Here is a 21,317-nt window from a genome sequence, read left to right as displayed (position 1 = left end):
AAATGATTAATCTTGTAGTTTATTGAAACATTTATTTAGAACTTTGAATTATGCACATTAAAAAAAGCTACACCGCCTTTGAAATGGCCTGGTGGACCCGTTTCGAAACATTTTTATTTTTGGCTATCATAATTTCCTGGGTAGCCGCTTATTATTTTTTGGATTTGGAGTGGTTAAAAATTCCATGGACTCCTTTAGCGTTAATTGGCACCGCAGTAGCTTTTGTAATAGGTTTTCAAAATAATGCAGCCTATGGCAGAATCTGGGAAGCCAGAAAAATTTGGGGAGGAATCGTAAATACTTCAAGAACTTTTGGGGTGTTTGTTCAAGATATGGTTAACAATGAATACGCTCAAATTCCAATGGAAAATTCAGAACTCCAAAAAGAAATTAAAACATTGACCTATCGGCATATAGCGTGGATGACCGCTTTACGTCATGCCATGCGAGCATCTAAACCCTGGGAAACGGCTTTTCTGCATAAAACTAACAAAGAATGGGATATGGGACCCCCAGAGCGAGATTCCACTTTAGAAGAGGATTTAAAATCCTATATATCTGAAAGTGATTATGCATATGTTATGGGCAAAAGTAATAAGCAAACCGCTTTATTATACCTGCAATCGCACCATCTAAAACAACTCAAAGAAAAAGGGGTAATTTGGGAATTTTCCTTTTTGGAACTGGAAGGAGTTATTCAAGAATTTTTTACCCTGCAAGGCAAGAGTGAACGTATTAAAAACTTTCCATATCCACGACAGTTCGCTACTCTTAATCACTTTTTTATGTGGTTATTTATACTGCTGTTGCCTCTGGCACTGGTACCCCAATTTGCGGAAATTGGTCGTGAGTTCATTGATAAAAGTCCACTTATCGGAAAGCTATTCGTTTGGTTTTCAATTCCCTTTTATATTATAGTAGCCTGGATTTTCCATACCATGGAAAGAATAGGCCGGACCGGAGAAAATCCTTTTGAAGGCACCGCGAATGATGTTCCTATTTCTACAATTGCAAGAGGAATTGAAATTGACCTCAGACAAAATTTAGGAGAATCTGAAGAAGAAATCCCGGAACAATTCGCTATAAAACATCACACACAATTCTAAGGAATTATTCAATACAATATAAAAAAGGTGGTCCGTTACCGGACCACCTTTTAATAATTATTGGTATTCTACCATATTGAATTATGACTAAGCCAAATCATCGAAACGATCAAGGTTCATTACCTTGTCCCATGCCGCTACAAAATCCTTTACGAACTTCTTTTGAGAGTCCTCACATCCATATACTTCTGCAAGTGCACGGAGTTCAGAGTTTGAACCAAAGATGAGGTCCGCACGGGTACCCGTCCACTTTACATCACCTGTAGAACGATCGCGACCTTCAAAGAGGTCATCGGATTCCGAAGTCGCCTTCCAGCTTGTACCTAAATCGAGCAGGTTTACGAAGAAGTCGTTCGTTAGAGTCTCAGGACTATTAGTGAAGACACCATGACTGGATTGATCAAAGTTAGTGTTCAGCACACGCATTCCCCCAATAAGAACCGTCATCTCGGGTACTGTTAGTGTCAATAGTTGTGCCCGGTCAATCAACATTTCTTCAGCTGATACATTATGCTTAGGCTTGAAATAATTTCGGAACCCATCCCCGGCTGGTTCGAGGGCAGCGAACGACTCAACATCAGTCAGGTCTGCTGATGCATCGGTGCGTCCCGGAGTAAAAGGTACAGTTACCTTTTGACCCGCATCCTTCGCGGCCTTTTCGATGCCCGTGCAGCCACCCAAAACAATCAGGTCAGCTATTGATACCATCTTACTACCAGACTGTGCTTTGTTAAACTCTTCCTGGATTCCTTCAAGAACCTCCAGAACAGTTGACAATTGAGCCGGATTATTGACTTCCCAATACTTCTGCGGCGCAAGTCTAATACGCCCGCCATTAGCGCCACCACGTTTGTCAGAGCCACGGAAGGTCGAAGCGGAAGCCCAGGCAGTAGCTACAAGTTGAGAAACAGACAATCCTGAATCAAGTATTTTACCCTTAAGCTGATCAATGTCCTTAGCGCTAATCTGTTCTTTTGTGGAGTTTGGAATAGGGTCCTGCCAGATCAATTCTTCCGCAGGAACTTCAGGTCCCAGGTAGCGCGCAATCGGACCCATATCTCGGTGTGTAAGTTTAAACCATGCTCTGGCGAATGCATCTGCAAAATCATCCGGATTGTCAAGGAAACGCTTAGATATTTTTTCGTAGGCCGGATCAAACCTCAGCGCGAGGTCTGTCGTAAGCATGATAGGAGCATGCCGCTTTGATTGATCGTGCGCGTCCGGTACAGTGTCTGCACCCATTCCATGCTTGGGAATCCATTGCTGTGCTCCGGCCGGACTTTTAGTCAACTCCCATTCATAACCGAACAGATTCCAGAAAAAGTTATTACTCCATTTTGTAGGTGTGGTAGTCCAAGCACCTTCGAGGCCACTTGTAATTGTACTACCTGCATTACCCGTACCGTATGTGTTTTTCCAACCTAACCCTTGTTCCTCAATGCTGGCACCTGCTGGTTCAGCACCAACATACTGTTCCGGATCTGCTGCTCCATGGGTTTTACCAAATGTGTGCCCACCTGCAATAAGTGCTACAGTTTCTTCATCATTCATGGCCATACGTCCAAAAGTCTCGCGTATATCCCTGGCTGCAGCAAGAGGGTCAGGATTTCCGTTAGGGCCTTCCGGATTCACGTAAATAAGTCCCATCTGAACCGCACCAAGAGGATTCTCCAGTTCACGATCACCGGTATATCTTTTATCTCCAAGCCATTCACCTTCAGAACCCCAATAAATGTCTCCCTCCGGTTCCCAAACATCTTCACGTCCACCCCCAAAACCAAATGTCTTAAAATCCATTGACTCTAGTGCGCAGTTACCCGCGAGAATCATGAGGTCGGCCCAAGAAATTTTCTTGCCATATTTCTGCTTTATCGGCCAAAGTAACAAACGTGCCTTATCAAGGTTTGCATTGTCAGGCCAACTATTGAGTGGTGCAAAGCGCTGGGTTCCTGATCCTGCCCCTCCCCGTCCGTCTGCTATACGATAAGTACCTGCGCTATGCCATGCCATCCGGATAAAGAATGGCCCATAGTGGCCGTAATCAGCAGGCCACCAATCCTGACTATCGGTCATTAAAGCATATAGGTCTTTTTTAATAGCTTTCAGATCAAGCGATTTAAATTCTTCCGCATAATTAAAATCTTCTCCCATAGGGTCAGATAAGCCGGAATGCTGCCGTAGAATTCTCAAATTCAACTGGTTGGGCCACCAGTCACGGTTTGTTGTTCCGCCACCAGCCGCTTGATGCAATTCCCCATTCAAAAAGGGGCATTTGCTCTCACCATTAGCACTGTGGCTTGTGGCATTAGACGATGAAGTTTGACTCTTGTTATTATCCATAATATGATCGATTTTTAATTCCTTTTATATCCTAGTAAAAGTACCAAAATGTTTGCTCATTTAAGTTGGATTCTAATAGAAAATAACTATGGCCAATGCATAACCCTTATATGTAAAATATTTTCCTAAAGTTGGTTGGTTTAAAATGTATATCTGTGTGTCTGCAGATAACTCTAAAAGTACTATCTATGGAAATTCAATACCCATGAAAGATTTAACTCTTAATTCAATTTTTCTATTTATCCAGGTGCGGCAGCGTGTTCCCTGACCTATATTGGATTAACTTTCTAATAATATATATACTACCTCTCAATCCTATTTGAAACTGAGGTACAAATTCACTATTTTAGAAGGTGTTAAAAATGTTGAGAGCCCGTGTCATATCCGGAACATCGGCCATACTTTGAAAAAACATTGCAACGGATAAAGTAAAATACATCTATTATGGACAAAGCACTGCAAACAATGATAGACAATATGCCCGAAAAAACCGGGAAATCATTAAATGAGTGGAAATCTCTGCTTAAACTAAAGTCTTTTACTAAACATTCTGAGGCTGTTAACTTTCTAAAGAAAGAACACAAAGTAACCCATGGTTTTGCCAACACCATTGTAACACTGTCAAAAGAAGAAAATACGACGCCAACCGATCTGGTAAAAAATCAATATAAAGGAAAAGAAGCTTTAATACCCATTTATGAAAAACTCTTAACCATGGTTGAAAGCTTTGGAAAAGATGTTACCATAACTCCAAAAAAAGCAAGTGTTAGTGTTATTAGAAAAAAACAATTTGCGCTAATAAAACCTTCCACCAAAACGAGAATTGATTTGGGATTAAAAATAAAAGACAAGCCAACAACAGACCGTCTTGAAAATTCCGGTCCATTTGGAACTATGTGCACACATCGGGTGAAATTATCGGAAGTGTCTCAAATTGATAGCGAACTGGAAGAATGGCTTCAAGAGGCCTATCTGAAAGCGGAATAATAACTGCAATTAAATTTCGATATGTCAGGGTTACAATTTTATTGGAATGTTTTAAAAAAATCTGTATCAAAATTTAATGAGGATGATATTTTTACGCATTCAGCAGCATTATCCTATTACGCTATTTTTTCGCTGCCTCCAATGTTGCTTATAGTCCTTTCCATTTCCAAAATATTTTATAAAGCGGACGGCGTGAAAGGCGTATTATTTGATCAAATCGAAGTATTGGTTGGAAATGAAGGAGCACAACTATTGATTGAATCCATTGAAAATATTCATATTTTTGAGTCAACAATTTGGGGGACAATAATCAGTATTGCAGTTTTGATTTTTACATCAACAACTGGTATGGTTACAATGCAAAATGCGCTTAATAAAATTTTTAAGGTAAAACCTAAACCTGAGAATTCAGGGTTTCTGGAAATTATAAGAGATAGGTTTCTTTCTTTCGCACTATTGATAAGCTTTTCTATTATCCTTTTAATTTCGTTAGTTATAGATACCTTAATTACAGCATTTGAATCTTATATGGAGGATTGGGTCGTTGGATCATCAACCACATTGGCTTTATTATCTTCTACAGCCTTGTCTTTTATTATAATCACCTTGGAACTAGCCATGATTTTTAAGTTCCTCCCGGATGTAAAACTTAAATGGAAAGATGTCTGGTTTGGAGCCATTTTAACTAGTATTCTTTTAGGCTTGAGCAAATATCTGATTAGTTTTTACATTGGTAAAAGCAATATTGCCGGATTGTATGATGCGGCGGGAAGCGTAATGGTGATCATGGTATGGGTTTTCTATATTTTTCTGATTATTTTGTTTGGAGCGGTTTTTACCTATTCGCGTATTAAAATGTTGGGGGAAAGTATTCAAGTTTCAGATAAGGCAATTCAAATAGAATAAATAAAAAACCAAAAAATAGAAGAGGCAAAGATTAGCGAATGGAAATATGTTTTTGTTATAATCTTTAGCATTAGTTTTTATTTAGTATTTTACTAACCCTAATGAATTCCGTAAATGAAGTACCTAAAGTTTACACTTTCCCTTTTTCTTACAGCAGCTGTTTTTTATGGCCTGAACAACAAGTTCGGTTCCATTCCACCCATCGGCAAATTTCTAAATCCATATACAGGTATCTGGCAAAACGAAACTGATGAAAGCATTACGGGAACTGTTTCTATTGATGGGCTCACGGACAAGGTTACCGTTCATTATGATGAACAGTTAATTCCGCACATCTTCGCTCAGAATGAAAATGATTTATACAATGCACAAGGGTATATTACCGCCAAACACCGGCTATGGCAAATGGAATTTCAAACCTACGCTGCTGCTGGTCGGTTATCTGAAATTATTGGCGAAGCTGCTTTAAACCACGACCGACAACAGCGCAGACGAGGGATGGGATTTGGCGCCGACCAAGCCATTGAAAAGATCAAAGAAGATACTGAAACTATGGTTTTTCTCGAAGCATATGCTAAGGGTGTAAATAACTACATCAATCAATTACAACCTAAAGACTTTCCGGTAGAGTACAAACTGCTCGATTATAAACCAGAACCCTGGTCGGTTAAAAAAACAGCTTTACTTTTAATGTACATGACCAAAGATTTGGCAGGAGGAGATTCTGATTTAGAATACACCAATGCAATGCGAATGTTTGGAAAAGAACGTTTCGATTTATTGTATCCGGATTTCTTTAATATCACAGACCCAATTATTCCAAAAGGAACTGATTGGGATTATATTGATGTGCCTATTACAGAAACACCAGAAAGTGAGCTTCCGCTCGACTCTATTCCAAAAACTTTAGACAAGCCGGATCCTGATAATGGCAGCAATAACTGGGCTATTTCTGCTCAAAAATCGTATTCGGGAAATCCTATTTTAGCCAATGATCCACATTTAGGCCTTAACCTCCCATCTATATGGTTTGTGATGCAATTAAGTACCCCAACCCATAATGCTTTTGGCGCCACCTTACCCGGAGCCCTGGGTATAATTTCAGGCTTTAACACTAACATCTCATGGGGCGAAACCAACGCAACCAGGGATGTATTGGATTGGTATAAAATTGAATTTAAAGATGAAACAGGCCTACACTACAAATATGGTGATGATTGGAAAGCTGTAAGTTTTAGAGTTGAAGAAATTAAAATAAAGGGCAAACCTAGCTATATAGATTCTGTTCGCTATACACATCATGGTCCTGTAGCTTACGACAAAAACTTTATGGGCGACAATAATCTTGCGGGCTATGCCATGAAATGGTCAGGTCATATAGGCGGTAATAATCAAAGGACATTTTTAGAGCTCAACAAAGGAAAAAATTATGATGATTATGTTAATGCCCTCAAACATTATACGGCCCCCGCACAAAACTTTGTATTTGCTTCTACCGAAGGTGATATTGCCATTTGGGTTCAAGGAAAACTGCCAAACAAATGGAAAGGTCAGGGTAAATTTTTAATGGATGGCAGCAATCCACAACACGACTGGCAAAGTTTTATTCCACAACATTTTAATGCACACTCCAAAAATCCGGAACGAGGCTTTGTGAGTTCAGCAAATCAGCATCCTGTAGATGAATCCTATCCGTTCTATGTATTTAACGATGGTTATGAAACCTACAGAAACCGTGTAATCAACAACTTTTTTAATTCTAAGGACATCTTCAACATTCAGGATTTTAAAGATTTACACAATAACAATTATAACCTTAAGGCGGCGGAACTCCTACCCTATATTTTTGAAACTATGGATACATCTACGCTAACGGAAGAAGAGTTAAGCATATTCAACGAAATAAAATCATGGGACTTTAACAATAATACAGAAGAACTGGGGCCTAGTATTTGGAGTAATTGGTGGGGCGAACTCAATGATCTGGTTTGGGATGAATACGATGTTGATAATGTTGCATTGGATAAACCTTTCACCTACCAAACCATTCATTTACTAAAAACCAAAGGCGACGATGAATTTATGGACATTGTAGAAACACCTGAAACCGAAACCGCCAAAGATCTATTCTTAATAAGTTTCAAAAAAGCAGCAAAATCCTTAACGGGTTGGAAAGCTGAAAATGGAGATTATAACTGGAATGCCTATAAGAGCACCTATGTTGGTCATTTGCTGCAGGCCTTACCTGCGTTTTCAAGGTTTAACCTACCAATTGGGGGAGGTGGAAACATTGTAAACGCAGCCAAAAAAAATCATGGTCCTTCCTGGCGAATGATTGTGGAGATGAGCTCTCCACCAACTGCTTTAGGAATTTATCCCGGTGGTCAGTCTGGTAATCCGGGAAGCAAATATTACGATAATTTTATAGACGATTGGGCAGCAGGCAATTACCACAATTTAAACTTTTTGCAATCCGACATTAAAACCGATGCTGTAATTGGTACTCAAACTTTAATCTCAAACTAAATGAAAACAAAAATCCTAAATTTTGTGGCCACAGTTGTTTTAGCCTTTGTCTTTTCATTTTTTCTGCCCTGGTGGTCAGTAATGATGGCTGCATTTTTAACTGCAATAGTGTTTTCCTTAAAACGTGCAGCTGTTTTCTTTACCCCATTTTTAGCTGTCTTTGTATTTTGGGCAGCCTATTCATTTTTACTGGCTAACGATAACGACTTTATACTGGCAAAAAAAATAGCAGTATTATTACCTTTGGGTGGTAGTCCATCCCTTCTGATATTAGTTACAGGTATTGTTGGAGGTTTGGCTGCTGGTGTAGCCGGCATTTTTGGAAAACAATGCCTGGTGTTAGTAAAAAAGTAATGCTCTAAAAATAGCAGTCACTAATTAACAATCCACCCCTAACTTGAATACGTATTCCCAGGCATCGGAGGAAAGATATTTTTGAATTAAAAAAGATTATTCCTAAAAAGGTATAAGCACTCTTAAAATATCAACATGCACAATTGTTTAACTCTTATAACTTTTTGTAAAGGAAGATTCCGATAAATGTAACTATTGCCAGAATTGAAATTAATAGTAGTGCCCGCCAAAAAAGCAAGTCTGCAATATCTTTGACATTTGTCAATGTAAGGTTAATTCCCTGATTGTTCAGTGCATTTAAATCTTTAAAACCCGCTTCACGCTGAATAGTCATTTCATTGCTTAAGTGTTGCAGTACAATTGCCCTTTCATTCCGGATTTCCTCCAAAACAGCCATCCTTTCCTGCTTAATCGCTTCCAAAACAATTCTTCGCTCTCCTGTTATGTCGCGCAATACCTTTGAAGTTTGATTATCAATTAATTCAGGACTGGATTCAATCAATACCACTGCTCTTTCCAATAAATATGTGAGTGTATCAATACGGTCATTTAATTGTGAATTGGCTAATATATCATTTAATAAATATTCAGATTGCCAGCGTATTTGATTTGGTAGAATCTCAGTATAGGTATTAATCCGGGTACTTAATTCATCAAGACTTTGAGCCATTCCTTCGGCAAGGGTTTTGAATTTTACCTTTTCCTCCTTTTGAATACTGGCCATAAGTGCTAAAGTAGATTTCCTGTTGAAATAGGAACTGGTAATAGGGTTCTGCTCGGCAAAATCTTTAATCTTTTGAATTCCATTGGAAATATCTTTGGGGTGAGTAATATAAAGCCCAATATCAATTAATTTCTTCCAGAGTTTATCTGAGGCTCTGATTGCAATCCCTTGATGTTCCCCAAAAACTTCCTTGCCTGCTCCCTTTTCAAAATACAGTTTCATCTGATAACTAAAAACCAAAATATCTATAAAGGCCGTAAAAGAATCCCTACTAAAGATGGCACCCTGAGCCACCGGAATAGCATTCATTTTCCAAAATAAAGCCTGATTATCAATTCTGTAATCATCGGAAAAATACATGATGCTATCAGCTGCTTCTCTAACTGTCCCGGCAAACCTGCGGAAGTAATCATCCATGATCAACCTTAACTCCAGGGTAGATATTTCAATAGTGTCTCCACTAGGAGTAACTGTAGACTTTTTTTTCCTTTGCTGTGCAATTGCTATCTGGCTGACTAATGCCAGGATGAGAATAAACCCTTTAATTAAAGATAATCTTAGGGAAACATTGGTCATGATTATTGCTTATATAGAATGCTTTTCAGGTATCTTTATTTAATGAAACCTTAATGTTAAAAGTACTATATTTTTATAACTTTCTCCTCTCCTTAAAAGGATATTATTACCCGTAAATAACCATAGCAAAACTGGCTACACAATCTAATCCGGGAGACTGCGTTTATTTAAGGATATATTCATTACAATTAGTATAGCCAAATGACCGAAAACCAGGATAATTTAAATAATCTTTTTAATAAGCTCGAAACACTTCTAAAAAGGCAGGAAAATTTTTTAGCAGAAGTAAATGCCCTGAAGGCAGAAATAAACCAGCTAAAACAAGCAGAAATAAAACAACCTTTAGAAAAAGAAGAATTAATTGAGGATAAATCCTCGTACCAGTCCGGTAATACATCCCAGCCTGTTAAATCATCCGAGCCTGTTACTGCATCCCAGCCCGGTACGGTATCCAAAAAATTGTACAGGGATGTCAATCATAGAATTTTAGGAGGTGTTTGTTCCGGGATAGCAGAATATCTTGGGCTCAACAGAATTTTGATACGTTTTCTTTGGTTACTATTTTCCTTCTTTTTTGGTATTGGATTTTTGGCTTATATAATACTGTGGATGGTAATTCCTAAAATTAAAAAAACCTCAACAGTTCAAAAACCTTCACCAATAAGCACCCAGGAGCCCGCTGTAGAGAAAAAGCACGTTTTAGAGGAAAAGCCTGTTTCATTTGATGCTCCTACTACAAATAAACAATCAAAAATAAATTTTGATTGGGAAAAATTTATAGGCGAAAACTTAATTAATAAAATTGGTATTGCCATCCTTATTATTGGAGTAGGAATAGGCGCCAAATATTCTATAGAAAATGACTTAATAAGTCCATTAACCAGAGTGATATTAGGTTATTTGGTTGGAATGGGACTTTTGGGGATAGGAATAAAATTGAAGGCAAAATATGCAAATTTTAGTGCAGTATTGGTGAGTGGTGCAATGGCTATATTGTATATTATAACCTATGTCGCCTATAGTCTTTATGATCTGTTTCCGCAGTTAGTTACATTTTTATTAATGGTACTATTTACGGTATTTTTAATTATTGCTGCCCTAAATTATAACAAACAAATTATTGCGCATATAGGATTGGTAGGTGCATATGCAGTTCCTTTTCTACTGGGTGATGATTCGGGAAATATTGCAGTGCTTTTCAGCTACATGTTAATAATAAATAGTGGAATCCTTGTCCTGGCATTCAGAAAATACTGGAAAGCACTTTATTTCTCATCCTTCGCGCTCACCTGGATCATTTTTGGTTCATGGTACGTGTCAGGCTACGAAGTTGCAGAACACTTTGCGCTGGCTTTAAGTTTTCTCTTTTTGTTCTTCTCCGTTTTCTATGTCACTTTTCTTGCATTTAAATTAATCCAAAAAGAAAAATTTCAAATCCCCGATATTCTATTATTACTTGCCAATTCATTTATTTTTTACGGTATTGGATACAGTATTTTGAGCGGGCATGAAATGGGTTCAGAGTTTTTAGGCTTATTTACGATTTGCAATGGTATTTTACATTTTGGTGTCAGTGCTATTATTTACAAACAAAAGTTGCACGATAAAAACCTGCTCTATCTTATTTCAGGATTGGTTTTGGTTTTTATCACCATTGCTATTCCCGTTCAGTTAGATGGAAATTGGGTAACCCTGCTATGGGTTGGTGAAGCCGCCCTATTATTTTGGATTGGAAGAACAAAACAAATTCCGGTCTATGAAAACATCTCATACCCATTAATGCTTTTGGCTTTTATTAGCATTTTTCAGGACTGGTCTGTTGAGTATAATTTAAATGCTTTTGGCCCTGATGGCACAAAAATGACCCCGCTTCTCAATGTTAACTTTCTGAGTTCGCTACTATTCATTGCTGCATTCAGTTTTATCACCGTATTGAATTCTAACAAAAAATACGTTTCTTCCTTAAGTACCAGGAAAGAATTACAGCAGTTAGTTTCTTTTCTAATTCCTGCGGTACTACTGAGCACAATTTACTTTGCCTTTAGACTGGAAATAGGAAATTATTTTGATCAACTTTTTGCGAACTCCAAATTAACGATGAATGAGTATGAAGAATTCTATAACTATGATCTCAGGAACTTCAAAACAATTTGGATCATCAATTATTCTCTGCTGTTTTTGTCGGCGCTATCTTTTGTGAATATCAAAAAATTAAAAAACAGACCATTAGGCTTAATTAATCTTGCATTAAACACATTATTTATTGCAATTTTTTTGACAAAAGGATTATATGCACTCAGCGAATTACGTGAAAGCTATATGGAACAATCCTTATCAGCTTATTATCAGGTTGGAGCTTTTAATATTGGAATAAGATATATTTCATTTGCCTTTGTTGCAATAACTATGATGTCTTGCTATACATATATCAGACAGGAATTTATGAAAGTAGATTTCAAAATAGTATTTGATTTGTTATTTCATATAGCTATTCTATGGATAGCAACCAGCGAATTAATAAATTTAATGGATCTTTCCGGATCTTCAGAATCTTATAAACTTGGGATTAGTATATTTTGGGGTATTTATTCCTTGTTGTTGATTGCTTTGGGAATCTGGAAACAGAAAAAGTACCTGCGCATAGGGGCAATAGTATTATTTTCTATCACTTTGATGAAACTTTTCTTTTATGACATATCTCATCTAAACACCATTTCAAAAACCATTGTTTTTCTTTCATTAGGAATACTCCTTTTGATTATTTCGTTCTTATACAACAAATTCAAAATTTCAGATTAAATTGAAAACCAAAATAAGTGCCTGTTTACTACTATTAATCTGTTCATATTCCTTTGCGCAAATTGATCAGTTTACCTATAAAAGGAAATTACAAGGGCCTTCGGACCAATGGCACAAAATAGTTTTACCTGAAGAAGTCTTTGGAAAAGTATCTCCAAATTTTTATGATATTAGAATTTTTGGGCTAACTGATGCCAATGATACTATTGAGGCGGCCTATATGCTCCATCTTAAATCAGAAAAAGTAGCAAGCACAGAAGTAAATTTCAAATTATTAAATACAACTCATAATGACAAAGGGTATTATTTTACAATGGAAGTACCTACTGAAGAGCTTGTAAATCAAATAATGCTGGATTTTAAACAGGATAATTTCGACTGGAGGCTATCGCTCGAAGGAAGTCAAAATCAACAGGAATGGTTTGGCATAGCCGATGACCATAGAATTTTGTCCATCAAAAATCCTGAAACTAATTATCAGTTTACCAGGGTAACTTTTCCCGGCACAAAATATCGTTTTTTTAGATTACTCATAAAGAGCGAAGAAAAACCAGACTTGTCTTTCGCAAAAATCAGATTTCATGAAGTTACAAATGGCACCTTCAATACGTATTCTGTTGACAAAGTAGAAAGTATTGAAGATAAAAAACAGAAACTTACGACAGTTGAAATTAGTTTGAAAGCACCTGCTCCTGTGAGTTCCATTAAAATTGATGTCAAAAACAGATTCGACTATTACAGGCCAATAACGATCTCGTATTTGGCCGATAGTGTAAAAACGGAACAAGGATGGAAATTTAGGTATCAGCCATTAACCTCAGGGACGCTTAATTCCATGGAAAAAAATGAATTTGTATTTAATAGTACAATCCTTCAAAAACTGAAAATAAGCATCCACAATCAAGATAATGAGCCTTTAACAATTGATAAACTTACAGTCAAAGGCTATGTTCACGAATTGGTTGCGCGGTTTACAGAACCCGCAACTTATTATTTAACCTATGGAAATAAACAAGCGGTAAAACCCAACTACGATATTGAACGCTTCACGTCAAAAGTCCCGGATAAACTAACTGCACTTAATTTGGGAAAAGAGCAGCTAATTGGTAAAAAGGAAGTTCTGTTAAATGAGCCTTTATTCAAAAATAAAAATTGGCTGTGGGCTTTAATATTAGTACTCATTGGGGTGCTTGGATGGTTTTCGGTAAAAATGATCAAAACAAAATAATAGTCAAGTTACTTATTCCGGGTAGTACTTTTAAAGGATATTCATTACATCGTCATTTTATTAAAGAAACCCTTCTTGAAATACAGGATAACATTAATGGCGATGGTAAATTGCAAACAGGACAAATGGCCTGTCTTCCTTTTAGCAAAATTTCGTATTTTTATTTGAATCCCTTTTTGGGATGGAAATAAAAATGAAAGGTAAAAGGTTTAAAAATAACTGGATTTACTTCCTACTACTCTTTGCAGTAATATCGGCAATTGTGGCATTGAACACCTCCGACTTTTTTTATAAGTCCGGATCAGCGGGGGTGGGAATACTCATTATATTAATTCTCAATTTCAGAAAGACAAAACAACCTAATGACACCTGGATGATTATGGGGGCATTTTTGTTTTCCATCGCCGGAGACTGGTTCATGTCTAATAAGCTTGGAGATAGTATGATGTTTAGTAAGGGCATTGCATTATTTTTTCTTGCACATCTGGGATATTTGGGGTTTGCGTTGGTAAATGGAAAAATAAAATGGAGGTTCACCCTCATTGTTCTAATAGCTTATTTATTGTTTTACTACCTTTTATTGGTTCCTTCCATAGATGATAAGATACTGCTGTATGCTGCACTTATTTATTTGCTCATTTCCTGTTTCACATTTGGTACATCCATAGGAATTAAAGGAGATACAGCATTTAAGTGGACTTACATATTTGGGATTTTTCTAATTGTATTTTCGGATACAATAATTGCTCTCACGGAATTTTTGGGATATTCTAAACTTGATTTTATGATTTTACCTACCTACTATCTTGCGCATATTAGTATCACATTCTCATTAATTCGAAGAGAGAATTTACAGGGGAAATAATATGAAAATCTCATGAGAGCATTTGTATATACAAAATACGGTTCCCCGGAGGTTGTTCAGCTCAAGGAGATTGCAAAACCAACTCCTAAAGAGAATGAAGTTTTGGTGAAGGAAGGCACCAGGGAAAAATAATAATAAAGAATAAATGAAAGCTTTAAGATCATTTTTACTTGCAATTCTAATTGCTAATATAACCCTCGGGCAAATGACGGATAGTGCGGAAAATAAGGAGGTAATTTATTACGAATTAAACAGAACTGTATACAAAGACAAGCTCAGAGGTTTCTGGCTGGGTAGTTGCATTGCCAACTGGACAGGTTTGCCAACTGAAAACGCGCGCACCGATTTCCCGTTTTTTACGGATTCAGATTTTGGGCCTGGCAAATATGATTATGTCCTCGATCAAAATCCATGGGGAGCTGATGATGATACGGATATTGAATATGTCTATCAACATGCCATTGAAAAGTATAACAATTATATGCTTACAGGAGAGCAAATAAGTGCTGAGTGGCAAAAGCATATTGGCTTACCCAAGCTATGGGTTTCAAACCTATCCGCTTTGGGACAAATGCAAAACGGGGCAATACCGCCTGATACTTCTTTACCGGAAAACAACCCGATGTGGGATATGATAGATGCACAACTCACCACAGAGATCTTTGGTGCTTTTGCACCGGGCCGGCCTGATATTGCTTTAGAGATAGGCCACATGCCGGTTAGAACTACTGCCTACCTGCATTCTGAATGGGCGGCCGAGTTTTATATTATCATGTATTCTCTTGCTGCTATTGTAGACCAGTCACTTTCTCGTAAGGATCAAATGATCTGGATGGCCGAACAAGCCAGGAAGAGAGTTCCAGACTGGTCCTATATTGCTGATATGTATGATTTTGTTAAAGCAGCCTACAATAATAATCCTGATAAGGACAACTGGGAAAAAACACGTGATGAAGTTGCTAAACGTTATCAGCACTCTATAAATGACGGATATGAATACAAATACCCGTGGGACTCTGGGATAAACTTTGCTGCATCTATGGTAAGTCTATTATATGGAGAAGGGGATTATAAAAAAACTATACGTATTGGAGCTATGTGCGGTTGGGACTCAGATAATCCTACAGCAACCTGGGGCGGACTCCTTGGTTTGCTCTATGGATACAAAGAACTACAAGTACAATTTAATAAGACTGATTTTGCAGATGGCTATGATATAGAGCGGACAAGGTTTAATATGCCTATTCCTCTCGATAATTTTACAGATATGGCTGAACGGGGAATTGATATTGTAAACGACATTGTTATTAATGCTATGGGTGGCCTTATTGAAGGTGATAACTGGATTATTCCAGAAATGAGCTCAGAAATTACAGTTGCATCTGTTCCTGAAACAAAAGTCTCCTGGCACACTATCGAAGACAATGACCCCGGATGGAAATTCAAAGGCTTTGAATCTTATAGCGAGAATTGGAATGCTTCAGGGGCCACGCTGGCAAAAGGATATGCTAATTGCACAGCAGAGCTAAACTTTACAGGAACAGCAGTTCAATATTATGCATATAGAAGTCCCAGAGGTGGTATGGTTGAAATTCTCCTTGATGGCACATCATACGGTGAATTTAGCCTGGAAGATCATTCAGGGATTCACGGTCAATACTATGTTAAGATTTTTGAAAAGCTCGATCTTGATTATGGAAATCATTTAATTCAAATAGTTGGTGATGCAAACGATACAGAGAAAACCATTGATATGCTGTCCATATCAGAGGATCTGAATTCCAAAGAATAATTTAATGGCTAAAGGAATCCGTTAAAACAAGATATTTTCCAGCCTGTACACGGTATATAGCATGAGCTTTTATGGAAATTGCTGATCTTATTCAGGGGGCTATTCGAAAAAGCGCAAAAGAATTGTTTTTAATTTGTCTTGGTCATTCAATCAGATATATTTGCAGAAAATTGGATTAGTGATCCGTATCAGGATAAAAAGCCTTTGCTTAGTTCTCTTTTTCCTTTCTGTTTGCATATATGCACAAACTGAAACAGAACCACCGACCAAAAATGTAAATCAGCAGTCTCAGACCTGGATTTCACTTAACAGTGTTTTTCAGCTTGCCAATCATTGGTCCGGCCTGGCCGACCTGCATATTCGGCGTAGCAATTTTGTAGCAAATCCTAGTTTTAATTTTATCCGTTTCGGGGCTCGATACAATTTTAACGATAACCTAAAACTCTCCGGTGGCTATGCACACCTTTGGCTTGCCAAAGACGAAAACTGGACTATTTATCTAAACGAAAACAGGATATACCAGGAATTAATCCTGGCAGACACATGGCCAACTTTTAGTGGCCTGTTCAGGATACGTACAGAGCAGCGATTTTTTAACAATGTGGAGGAGGGGGAATCATTACAGGACGATTTTTTTATTAATCGCATCCGTTTTCTTCTCAGTATTAGTATTCCCTTTAAGAAGAAGGGTAAAACCTCTTTTTTAGTCGCCAATGAAATACATTTAAACTTTGGTAAAGAAGTAGTGTACAATACTTTTGATCAAAATAGATTTACTGTGGGGATCAAACAAAAACTAAGCAAAAGCTGGAGTTTTGACTGCGGCTATATGTTGGTATACCAGCAGTTACTCAACGGGACAGACTATAACCTGAACCACACCTTCCGTCTTTTCTTTTATGGCAATTTTGATCTGCGGAAAAATAAGGGAGAACAGATTAAGCACGGCCAAACCATAGATTAAACCCTGTTTTCATCTTAGCGAGCGTAAAACGACCTTTTTTTAATCTTTTCATTTCCTCAATTTAATCACTTTTGTCCTAGACTCTTTTCATTCTTGAACGTCAGGACACAGAGGTATTGCGAAAAAATTTATATCTTGTTAATCACTCCCCCGGTAATACTAACCTTTTAAAACAACATTGATGAAAACAAAACTGTTTGGACTATTAATGCTAGCCGTATTAACGCTTTTCGGCTGCAAAGAAAAAGAAAAAGAAGCGGAGATGGTTATGGAGGAAACAGAGGCTCCGGATTCTGCGGACTTTGATAAAAAAGTAGCCGTGATTCGCGCTTTTTTTCAGGCACATGGGGACGAAGATATTGAGGCTCAAAGCGCTCTGCTCGCCGATGACATGAAATGGAGCCCACCGGCTTATAACGGGAACCAATGGCTGGGCAAAGGAGAGCTGGTTGAGGCATTAAAAGGCTATCATGAAGGCTTTGACAATATTAAATACCACGAAGGTATCGTAATGCCAGACTCTACAGCTAATGGCTTCTGGTCCGGCTCTGTATTCCCCGGACAAAATGCAAACGCCAGTGCAGCAGTTATACGGGTATATGGTACCTGGACCGCCACCCATACAGAAAGCGGAAAAGAAATAGGAGTTAAATTTTTTAACCTTTCTTCGGTCAATGATGATGGGAAGATTGTGCAGTCATCGGATTATTTTGATGTACACGGGCTGGCAGCTCAACTCGAGGAAGAAGAATAAGTCAATAACATAATTGCAATAAAAGGTGGTCCCTCTTTTCGACCGCCTTTTTTAATTTCTTTTTTTTTAAAATTCAAAAAAAGTAAATCACTCTCACAAAAAAGTCGGTTTGAAAAAATAATCCATAAATTCAGCCCCAAATTATGATGAAAAAAATATTTTTAATTAATTGTTCAGTAATACTACTTTTCTCCATTAACATGTTTTCACAAACCAAACCATTTGTTCCTAAAGACTTTAAGGTTCCTGATACGCTTGAGAATCAGCACCTGCGCATACGTATGTTAACTGTGAATGATGTAGTTAAAGACTATGATGCGGTGATGACCAGTATTGATCATTTGCAAAAAATGTATCCTTTATCTAGTTGGCCAACCAAAGACTTAACTTTTGAACAGGATTTAATTGATTTGGGATGGCATCAGAAGGAATTTCAAATGCGAAATTCTTTTGCATATACCGTGGTATCTTTAGATGAAAGCGAAGTTATTGGCTGCCTTTATATCAATCCCACAACAAAAGGTGATTATGATACCAGCATAACTATGTGGATTCGCTCCAGTAAACTGGATGACGGACTGGATAAAATACTATTTAACTCTGTTAAAGCCTGGATACAAGAAACCTGGCCCTTTAAAAAAGTTGCCTATCCTGGTAGAGAGATATCATGGAAAGATTGGAAATCACTATAATAAAAGTTTGCTTTTGGAATAATCATAAACCCGGTGTAAATACCTTTTAATTATAATATGAAAAATAGATTTCTGATACTTGTTGCCTTCATATGTTTTAGTTTTTTAAATGCCCAAACATCTGAATCACCTTCTTTTGAAGATATTATTTCTTTAAGATCTTTTTATAACGCTGTGATTTCACCAGACGGAAGCAATGTTGTATTTGAGTCGCAAGCTACAGATTGGAAAGAAAACAGATATGACAGGGAATTATGGCTTTCAAAGAACTCCGATACGCCATTTCAGCTTACGAATAACCTTAAAGGCAATAGTACTGGTCCTAAGTGGTCGCCAGACGGTAAATGGATTGCTTATCTGTCCAAAAGGGATGAAAAAACCCAAATTCAGGCAATTCGCGTGGAGGGGGGCGAAGCTTTTCAGGTTACCCATACTGATAGCAACATCAAGGATTTTGAATGGTCTCCGGATGGTCAAAAAATTGCATTTCTTCAATCTGAAGACAAATCCAAAGAAGAAAAAAAACGTAAGGAAAAATATGGAGGTTTTGCCATAGAAGATGAGGAATACAATTTAAATCAGATTTGGCTAGCAGATTTCAAACCAGCACAATTCAACCAAAAATTAAGACCAGATCAACTAAAGGATACTATATATACCGAAAAGCTCAAAGCTAAAATATTAATCGATAGTGCGGCGTTTTCCATTAATAGGATTAAATGGTCTCCGGATGGCACGAAAATAGCATTTGAACATCAACCCAACCCTTTAATAAACAGCTTTTTCAAAGCTAATATTTCAATCTACGATATGGATACTAAATCTCATAAAATCCTTGTTAAAAACTTAAGTTATGATGGCCTTGTGGATTGGTCTCCGGATGGAAAATCGATTCTATATCAATCACACCTCAACGATAGCACTTCCAACTATTATACGAACGGGAAGCTATTCAGAATTAATTCGGATGGTGGTCAAAATAAACAATTGGCGGTGGATTTTGATGAGGACATCTATCGTTTAAAATGGACTCCAACCGGAATATATGGAATCGCCTGGCAAAAAACGCTACGTCCTGTTATAAAAATAAATCCTGAAAATGGGAAGACAAAAAAATTGGTAATCAGCGCTAAGAGAATCTGGAATTATTCCTTTTCAAAAGATGGTAAGAAAATGGCATACGCAGCTTCTAATGACAATGATTTAACAGAAATCTACCAGAGTGAATACCCACAAAAAGATTCAAAAAAAATTACCCGGTCGACGGGTCAAATCAATAATTGGTTGGTAGCAAATAGTGAGATCCTATCCTGGAAAAGTAAAGATGGTTCTATTATAGAAGGCATTTTACACAAACCTCAGAATTATGATCCAAACAAAAAATATCCGCTCCTGGTGATCATTCATGGAGGGCCTACAGGAATCTCCATCCCCAGCCCTACCCCATCATATGTTTACCCCATGGTGCAATGGCTTAATAAAGGAGCGCTTATATTACGACCAAATTATAGAGGTTCAGCGGGTTATGGTGAAAGTTTCAGATCATTAAATGTTAAGAATTTGGGGGTTGGAGATGCCTGGGACGTATTATCCGGAGTTGTAGCCCTGGAAGAAAAAGGTATCATAGACCGCAATAAAGTAGGTGCTATGGGCTGGAGCCAGGGCGGTTACATTTCTGCTTTTTTAACTACAAACTCAACCAAATTTAAGGCGATATCGGTGGGTGCAGGGATTTCAAACTGGATGACTTATTACGTAAATACAGACATTCATCCATTTACCAGGCAGTATTTGAAAGGAACACCCTGGAGCGATAAAGAAATATACGAGAAAACTTCTCCTATGACCAATATAAATAATGCTTCCACCCCAACGCTGATCCAACATGGTGAATTTGACAAAAGAGTTCCGGTGGCAAATGCCTATGAATTGTTTCAAGGACTTCAGGATAAAGAGGTTGAAACCGAATTAATAATTTACAAAGGGTTTGGGCATGGTATAAATAAACCAAAAGAAAGGCTTGCGGCTACCTGGCACAATTGGAAATGGTTTGGGAAATACATTTGGGATGAAGAAATTGAAGTGCCCGAAGAATAAACAGAAGATCATTATTGGTGACATTTCTACCTGTGGAAGCCTTATAATATTGAAACAACCACAGCAACAAAAGATAATACACTTAAATGGGGGTTATCTCATACCTTAATTCGTATTAATTAAGTATATTTCTGCTATTGAAAATCCAGTAGTCATTTTGGCTATTCTTAACTTCTTGGAATTATCCATTACTAAAATTATATGAAACAATGAGCTATTATTTTAATACCCTTGTAAAAGGAAAAAGCTTTGAAGAAGCGATTGAACTAGTTACGACAGAACTTAAAAAAGAAGGTTTCGGAGTACTTACCGAAATCGATGTGAAAGAAACATTAAAAAATAAAATCGATGTTGATTTCAAGAAATACAAGATATTGGGTGCCTGCAATCCCCATTTCGCGCATAAAGCATTGCAAAGTGAAGATAAAATTGGTGTTTTCCTTCCCTGCAATGTAATTGTTGAAGAGCATGAAAATGGAGAAGTTGAAGTTTCCGCCGTAGATCCAATTGCTTCTATGAGTACTGTTAAAAACGAGAAATTAGGCAGTCTTGCAGCGGAAGTTCAGGAAAAGCTTATAAAGGTGATAGAAAACCTCAATACTTAAAG

General features: G+C 37.4%; 16 protein-coding genes. 14 read left to right on the top strand and 2 right to left on the bottom strand.

Annotation, left to right across the window (positions count from 1 at the left end; genetic code table 11):
- Positions 1 to 50: 50 nt before the first annotated feature.
- The gene (locus ABJH90_RS16085) at positions 51 to 1,106 is read left to right on the top strand and encodes a bestrophin family ion channel (RefSeq protein WP_348139895.1); all 1,056 of its coding nucleotides are present in this window, start codon (positions 51 to 53) and stop codon (positions 1,104 to 1,106) included.
- 87 nt (positions 1,107 to 1,193) lie between these two features.
- Here the strand turns inward: ABJH90_RS16085 and katG are convergent, their stop codons facing one another.
- The gene (gene katG, locus ABJH90_RS16080) at positions 1,194 to 3,446 is read right to left on the bottom strand and encodes a catalase/peroxidase HPI (RefSeq protein WP_348139893.1); all 2,253 of its coding nucleotides are present in this window, start codon (positions 3,444 to 3,446) and stop codon (positions 1,194 to 1,196) included.
- Positions 3,447 to 3,890: 444 nt separating this feature from the next.
- On the opposite strand from katG, the gene ABJH90_RS16075 reads away from it, so the two are divergent.
- The 4 genes from ABJH90_RS16075 to ABJH90_RS16060 all read left to right on the top strand — a co-directional run bounded on the left by ABJH90_RS16075 (position 3,891) and on the right by ABJH90_RS16060 (position 8,219).
- Positions 3,891 to 4,433, top strand: coding sequence for a DUF4287 domain-containing protein (locus ABJH90_RS16075; RefSeq protein WP_348139891.1), 543 nt, complete (start codon positions 3,891 to 3,893; stop codon positions 4,431 to 4,433).
- A 21-nt stretch (positions 4,434 to 4,454) separates the two neighbouring features.
- A complete protein-coding gene (locus tag ABJH90_RS16070) occupies positions 4,455 to 5,339 on the top strand; it encodes a YihY/virulence factor BrkB family protein (protein ID WP_348139890.1) in 885 nt (294 codons plus the stop codon).
- A 114-nt stretch (positions 5,340 to 5,453) separates the two neighbouring features.
- Positions 5,454 to 7,865: a penicillin acylase family protein gene (locus ABJH90_RS16065; RefSeq protein WP_348139888.1), complete on the top strand. Its 2,412-nt coding sequence runs from the start codon at positions 5,454 to 5,456 to the stop codon at positions 7,863 to 7,865.
- Positions 7,866 to 8,219: a hypothetical protein gene (locus ABJH90_RS16060; protein WP_348139886.1), complete on the top strand. Its 354-nt coding sequence runs from the start codon at positions 7,866 to 7,868 to the stop codon at positions 8,217 to 8,219. It abuts the gene before it with no gap.
- Positions 8,220 to 8,373: 154 nt separating this feature from the next.
- Here the strand turns inward: ABJH90_RS16060 and ABJH90_RS16055 are convergent, their stop codons facing one another.
- Positions 8,374 to 9,519 carry a hypothetical protein gene (locus ABJH90_RS16055; RefSeq protein WP_348139884.1) on the bottom strand — a complete coding sequence of 382 codons (1,146 nt, stop codon included), beginning with the start codon at positions 9,517 to 9,519 and terminating at the stop codon, positions 8,374 to 8,376.
- A gap of 201 nt (positions 9,520 to 9,720) precedes the next feature.
- On the opposite strand from ABJH90_RS16055, the gene ABJH90_RS16050 reads away from it, so the two are divergent.
- From ABJH90_RS16050 to ABJH90_RS16010, 9 genes are all read left to right on the top strand, one after another.
- Positions 9,721 to 12,318 (top strand): DUF2339 domain-containing protein, encoded by a 2,598-nt coding sequence (locus tag ABJH90_RS16050; protein WP_348139882.1) that lies wholly within the window; start codon positions 9,721 to 9,723, stop codon positions 12,316 to 12,318.
- Between the two features lies 1 nt (position 12,319).
- A complete protein-coding gene (locus tag ABJH90_RS16045; RefSeq protein ID WP_348139880.1) occupies positions 12,320 to 13,546 on the top strand; it encodes a DUF3999 family protein in 1,227 nt (408 codons plus the stop codon).
- Positions 13,547 to 13,739: 193 nt separating this feature from the next.
- Positions 13,740 to 14,411, top strand: a complete 672-nt coding sequence (locus ABJH90_RS16040; RefSeq protein ID WP_348139878.1) for a lysoplasmalogenase family protein — start codon at positions 13,740 to 13,742, stop codon at positions 14,409 to 14,411.
- Positions 14,412 to 14,556: 145 nt separating this feature from the next.
- Positions 14,557 to 16,203: an ADP-ribosylglycohydrolase family protein gene (locus ABJH90_RS16035; protein WP_348139876.1), complete on the top strand. Its 1,647-nt coding sequence runs from the start codon at positions 14,557 to 14,559 to the stop codon at positions 16,201 to 16,203.
- A 160-nt stretch (positions 16,204 to 16,363) separates the two neighbouring features.
- The gene (locus ABJH90_RS16030; RefSeq protein ID WP_348139874.1) at positions 16,364 to 17,167 is read left to right on the top strand and encodes a DUF2490 domain-containing protein; all 804 of its coding nucleotides are present in this window, start codon (positions 16,364 to 16,366) and stop codon (positions 17,165 to 17,167) included.
- A 181-nt stretch (positions 17,168 to 17,348) separates the two neighbouring features.
- A complete protein-coding gene (locus tag ABJH90_RS16025) occupies positions 17,349 to 17,921 on the top strand; it encodes a nuclear transport factor 2 family protein (protein ID WP_348139872.1) in 573 nt (190 codons plus the stop codon).
- 143 nt (positions 17,922 to 18,064) lie between these two features.
- Positions 18,065 to 18,613, top strand: coding sequence for a GNAT family N-acetyltransferase (locus ABJH90_RS16020; RefSeq protein WP_348139870.1), 549 nt, complete (start codon positions 18,065 to 18,067; stop codon positions 18,611 to 18,613).
- A gap of 57 nt (positions 18,614 to 18,670) precedes the next feature.
- On the top strand, positions 18,671 to 20,710 hold the full coding sequence (locus ABJH90_RS16015; RefSeq protein ID WP_348139868.1) for a S9 family peptidase: 2,040 nt from the start codon (positions 18,671 to 18,673) through the stop codon (positions 20,708 to 20,710).
- Between the two features lie 209 nt (positions 20,711 to 20,919).
- Positions 20,920 to 21,315 (top strand): DUF302 domain-containing protein, encoded by a 396-nt coding sequence (locus tag ABJH90_RS16010; protein ID WP_348139866.1) that lies wholly within the window; start codon positions 20,920 to 20,922, stop codon positions 21,313 to 21,315.
- Positions 21,316 to 21,317: the final 2 nt, after the last annotated feature.

The sequence above is a fragment of the Eudoraea sp. genome (assembly GCF_039969275.1).
GTDB lineage: Bacteria > Bacteroidota > Bacteroidia > Flavobacteriales > Flavobacteriaceae > Eudoraea.
The sequence above is the reverse complement of the archived record's forward strand: the minus strand, read 5'-3'. Positions and strand labels throughout refer to the sequence as shown.

Bases quoted from the DNA above. Each gene is read 5' to 3' on its own strand.
- ABJH90_RS16085 (WP_348139895.1), top strand. From the start codon at position 51: ATGCACATTAAAAAAAGCTACACCGCCTTTGAAATGGCCTGGTGGACC.
- katG (WP_348139893.1), bottom strand. From the start codon at position 3,446: ATGGATAATAACAAGAGTCAAACTTCATCGTCTAATGCCACAAGCCAC.
- ABJH90_RS16075 (WP_348139891.1), top strand. From the start codon at position 3,891: ATGGACAAAGCACTGCAAACAATGATAGACAATATGCCCGAAAAAACC.
- ABJH90_RS16070 (WP_348139890.1), top strand. From the start codon at position 4,455: ATGTCAGGGTTACAATTTTATTGGAATGTTTTAAAAAAATCTGTATCA.
- ABJH90_RS16065 (WP_348139888.1), top strand. From the start codon at position 5,454: ATGAAGTACCTAAAGTTTACACTTTCCCTTTTTCTTACAGCAGCTGTT.
- ABJH90_RS16060 (WP_348139886.1), top strand. From the start codon at position 7,866: ATGAAAACAAAAATCCTAAATTTTGTGGCCACAGTTGTTTTAGCCTTT.
- ABJH90_RS16055 (WP_348139884.1), bottom strand. From the start codon at position 9,519: ATGACCAATGTTTCCCTAAGATTATCTTTAATTAAAGGGTTTATTCTC.
- ABJH90_RS16050 (WP_348139882.1), top strand. From the start codon at position 9,721: ATGACCGAAAACCAGGATAATTTAAATAATCTTTTTAATAAGCTCGAA.
- ABJH90_RS16040 (WP_348139878.1), top strand. From the start codon at position 13,740: ATGAAAGGTAAAAGGTTTAAAAATAACTGGATTTACTTCCTACTACTC.
- ABJH90_RS16035 (WP_348139876.1), top strand. From the start codon at position 14,557: ATGAAAGCTTTAAGATCATTTTTACTTGCAATTCTAATTGCTAATATA.
- ABJH90_RS16025 (WP_348139872.1), top strand. From the start codon at position 17,349: ATGAAAACAAAACTGTTTGGACTATTAATGCTAGCCGTATTAACGCTT.
- ABJH90_RS16020 (WP_348139870.1), top strand. From the start codon at position 18,065: ATGATGAAAAAAATATTTTTAATTAATTGTTCAGTAATACTACTTTTC.
- ABJH90_RS16015 (WP_348139868.1), top strand. From the start codon at position 18,671: ATGAAAAATAGATTTCTGATACTTGTTGCCTTCATATGTTTTAGTTTT.
- ABJH90_RS16010 (WP_348139866.1), top strand. From the start codon at position 20,920: ATGAGCTATTATTTTAATACCCTTGTAAAAGGAAAAAGCTTTGAAGAA.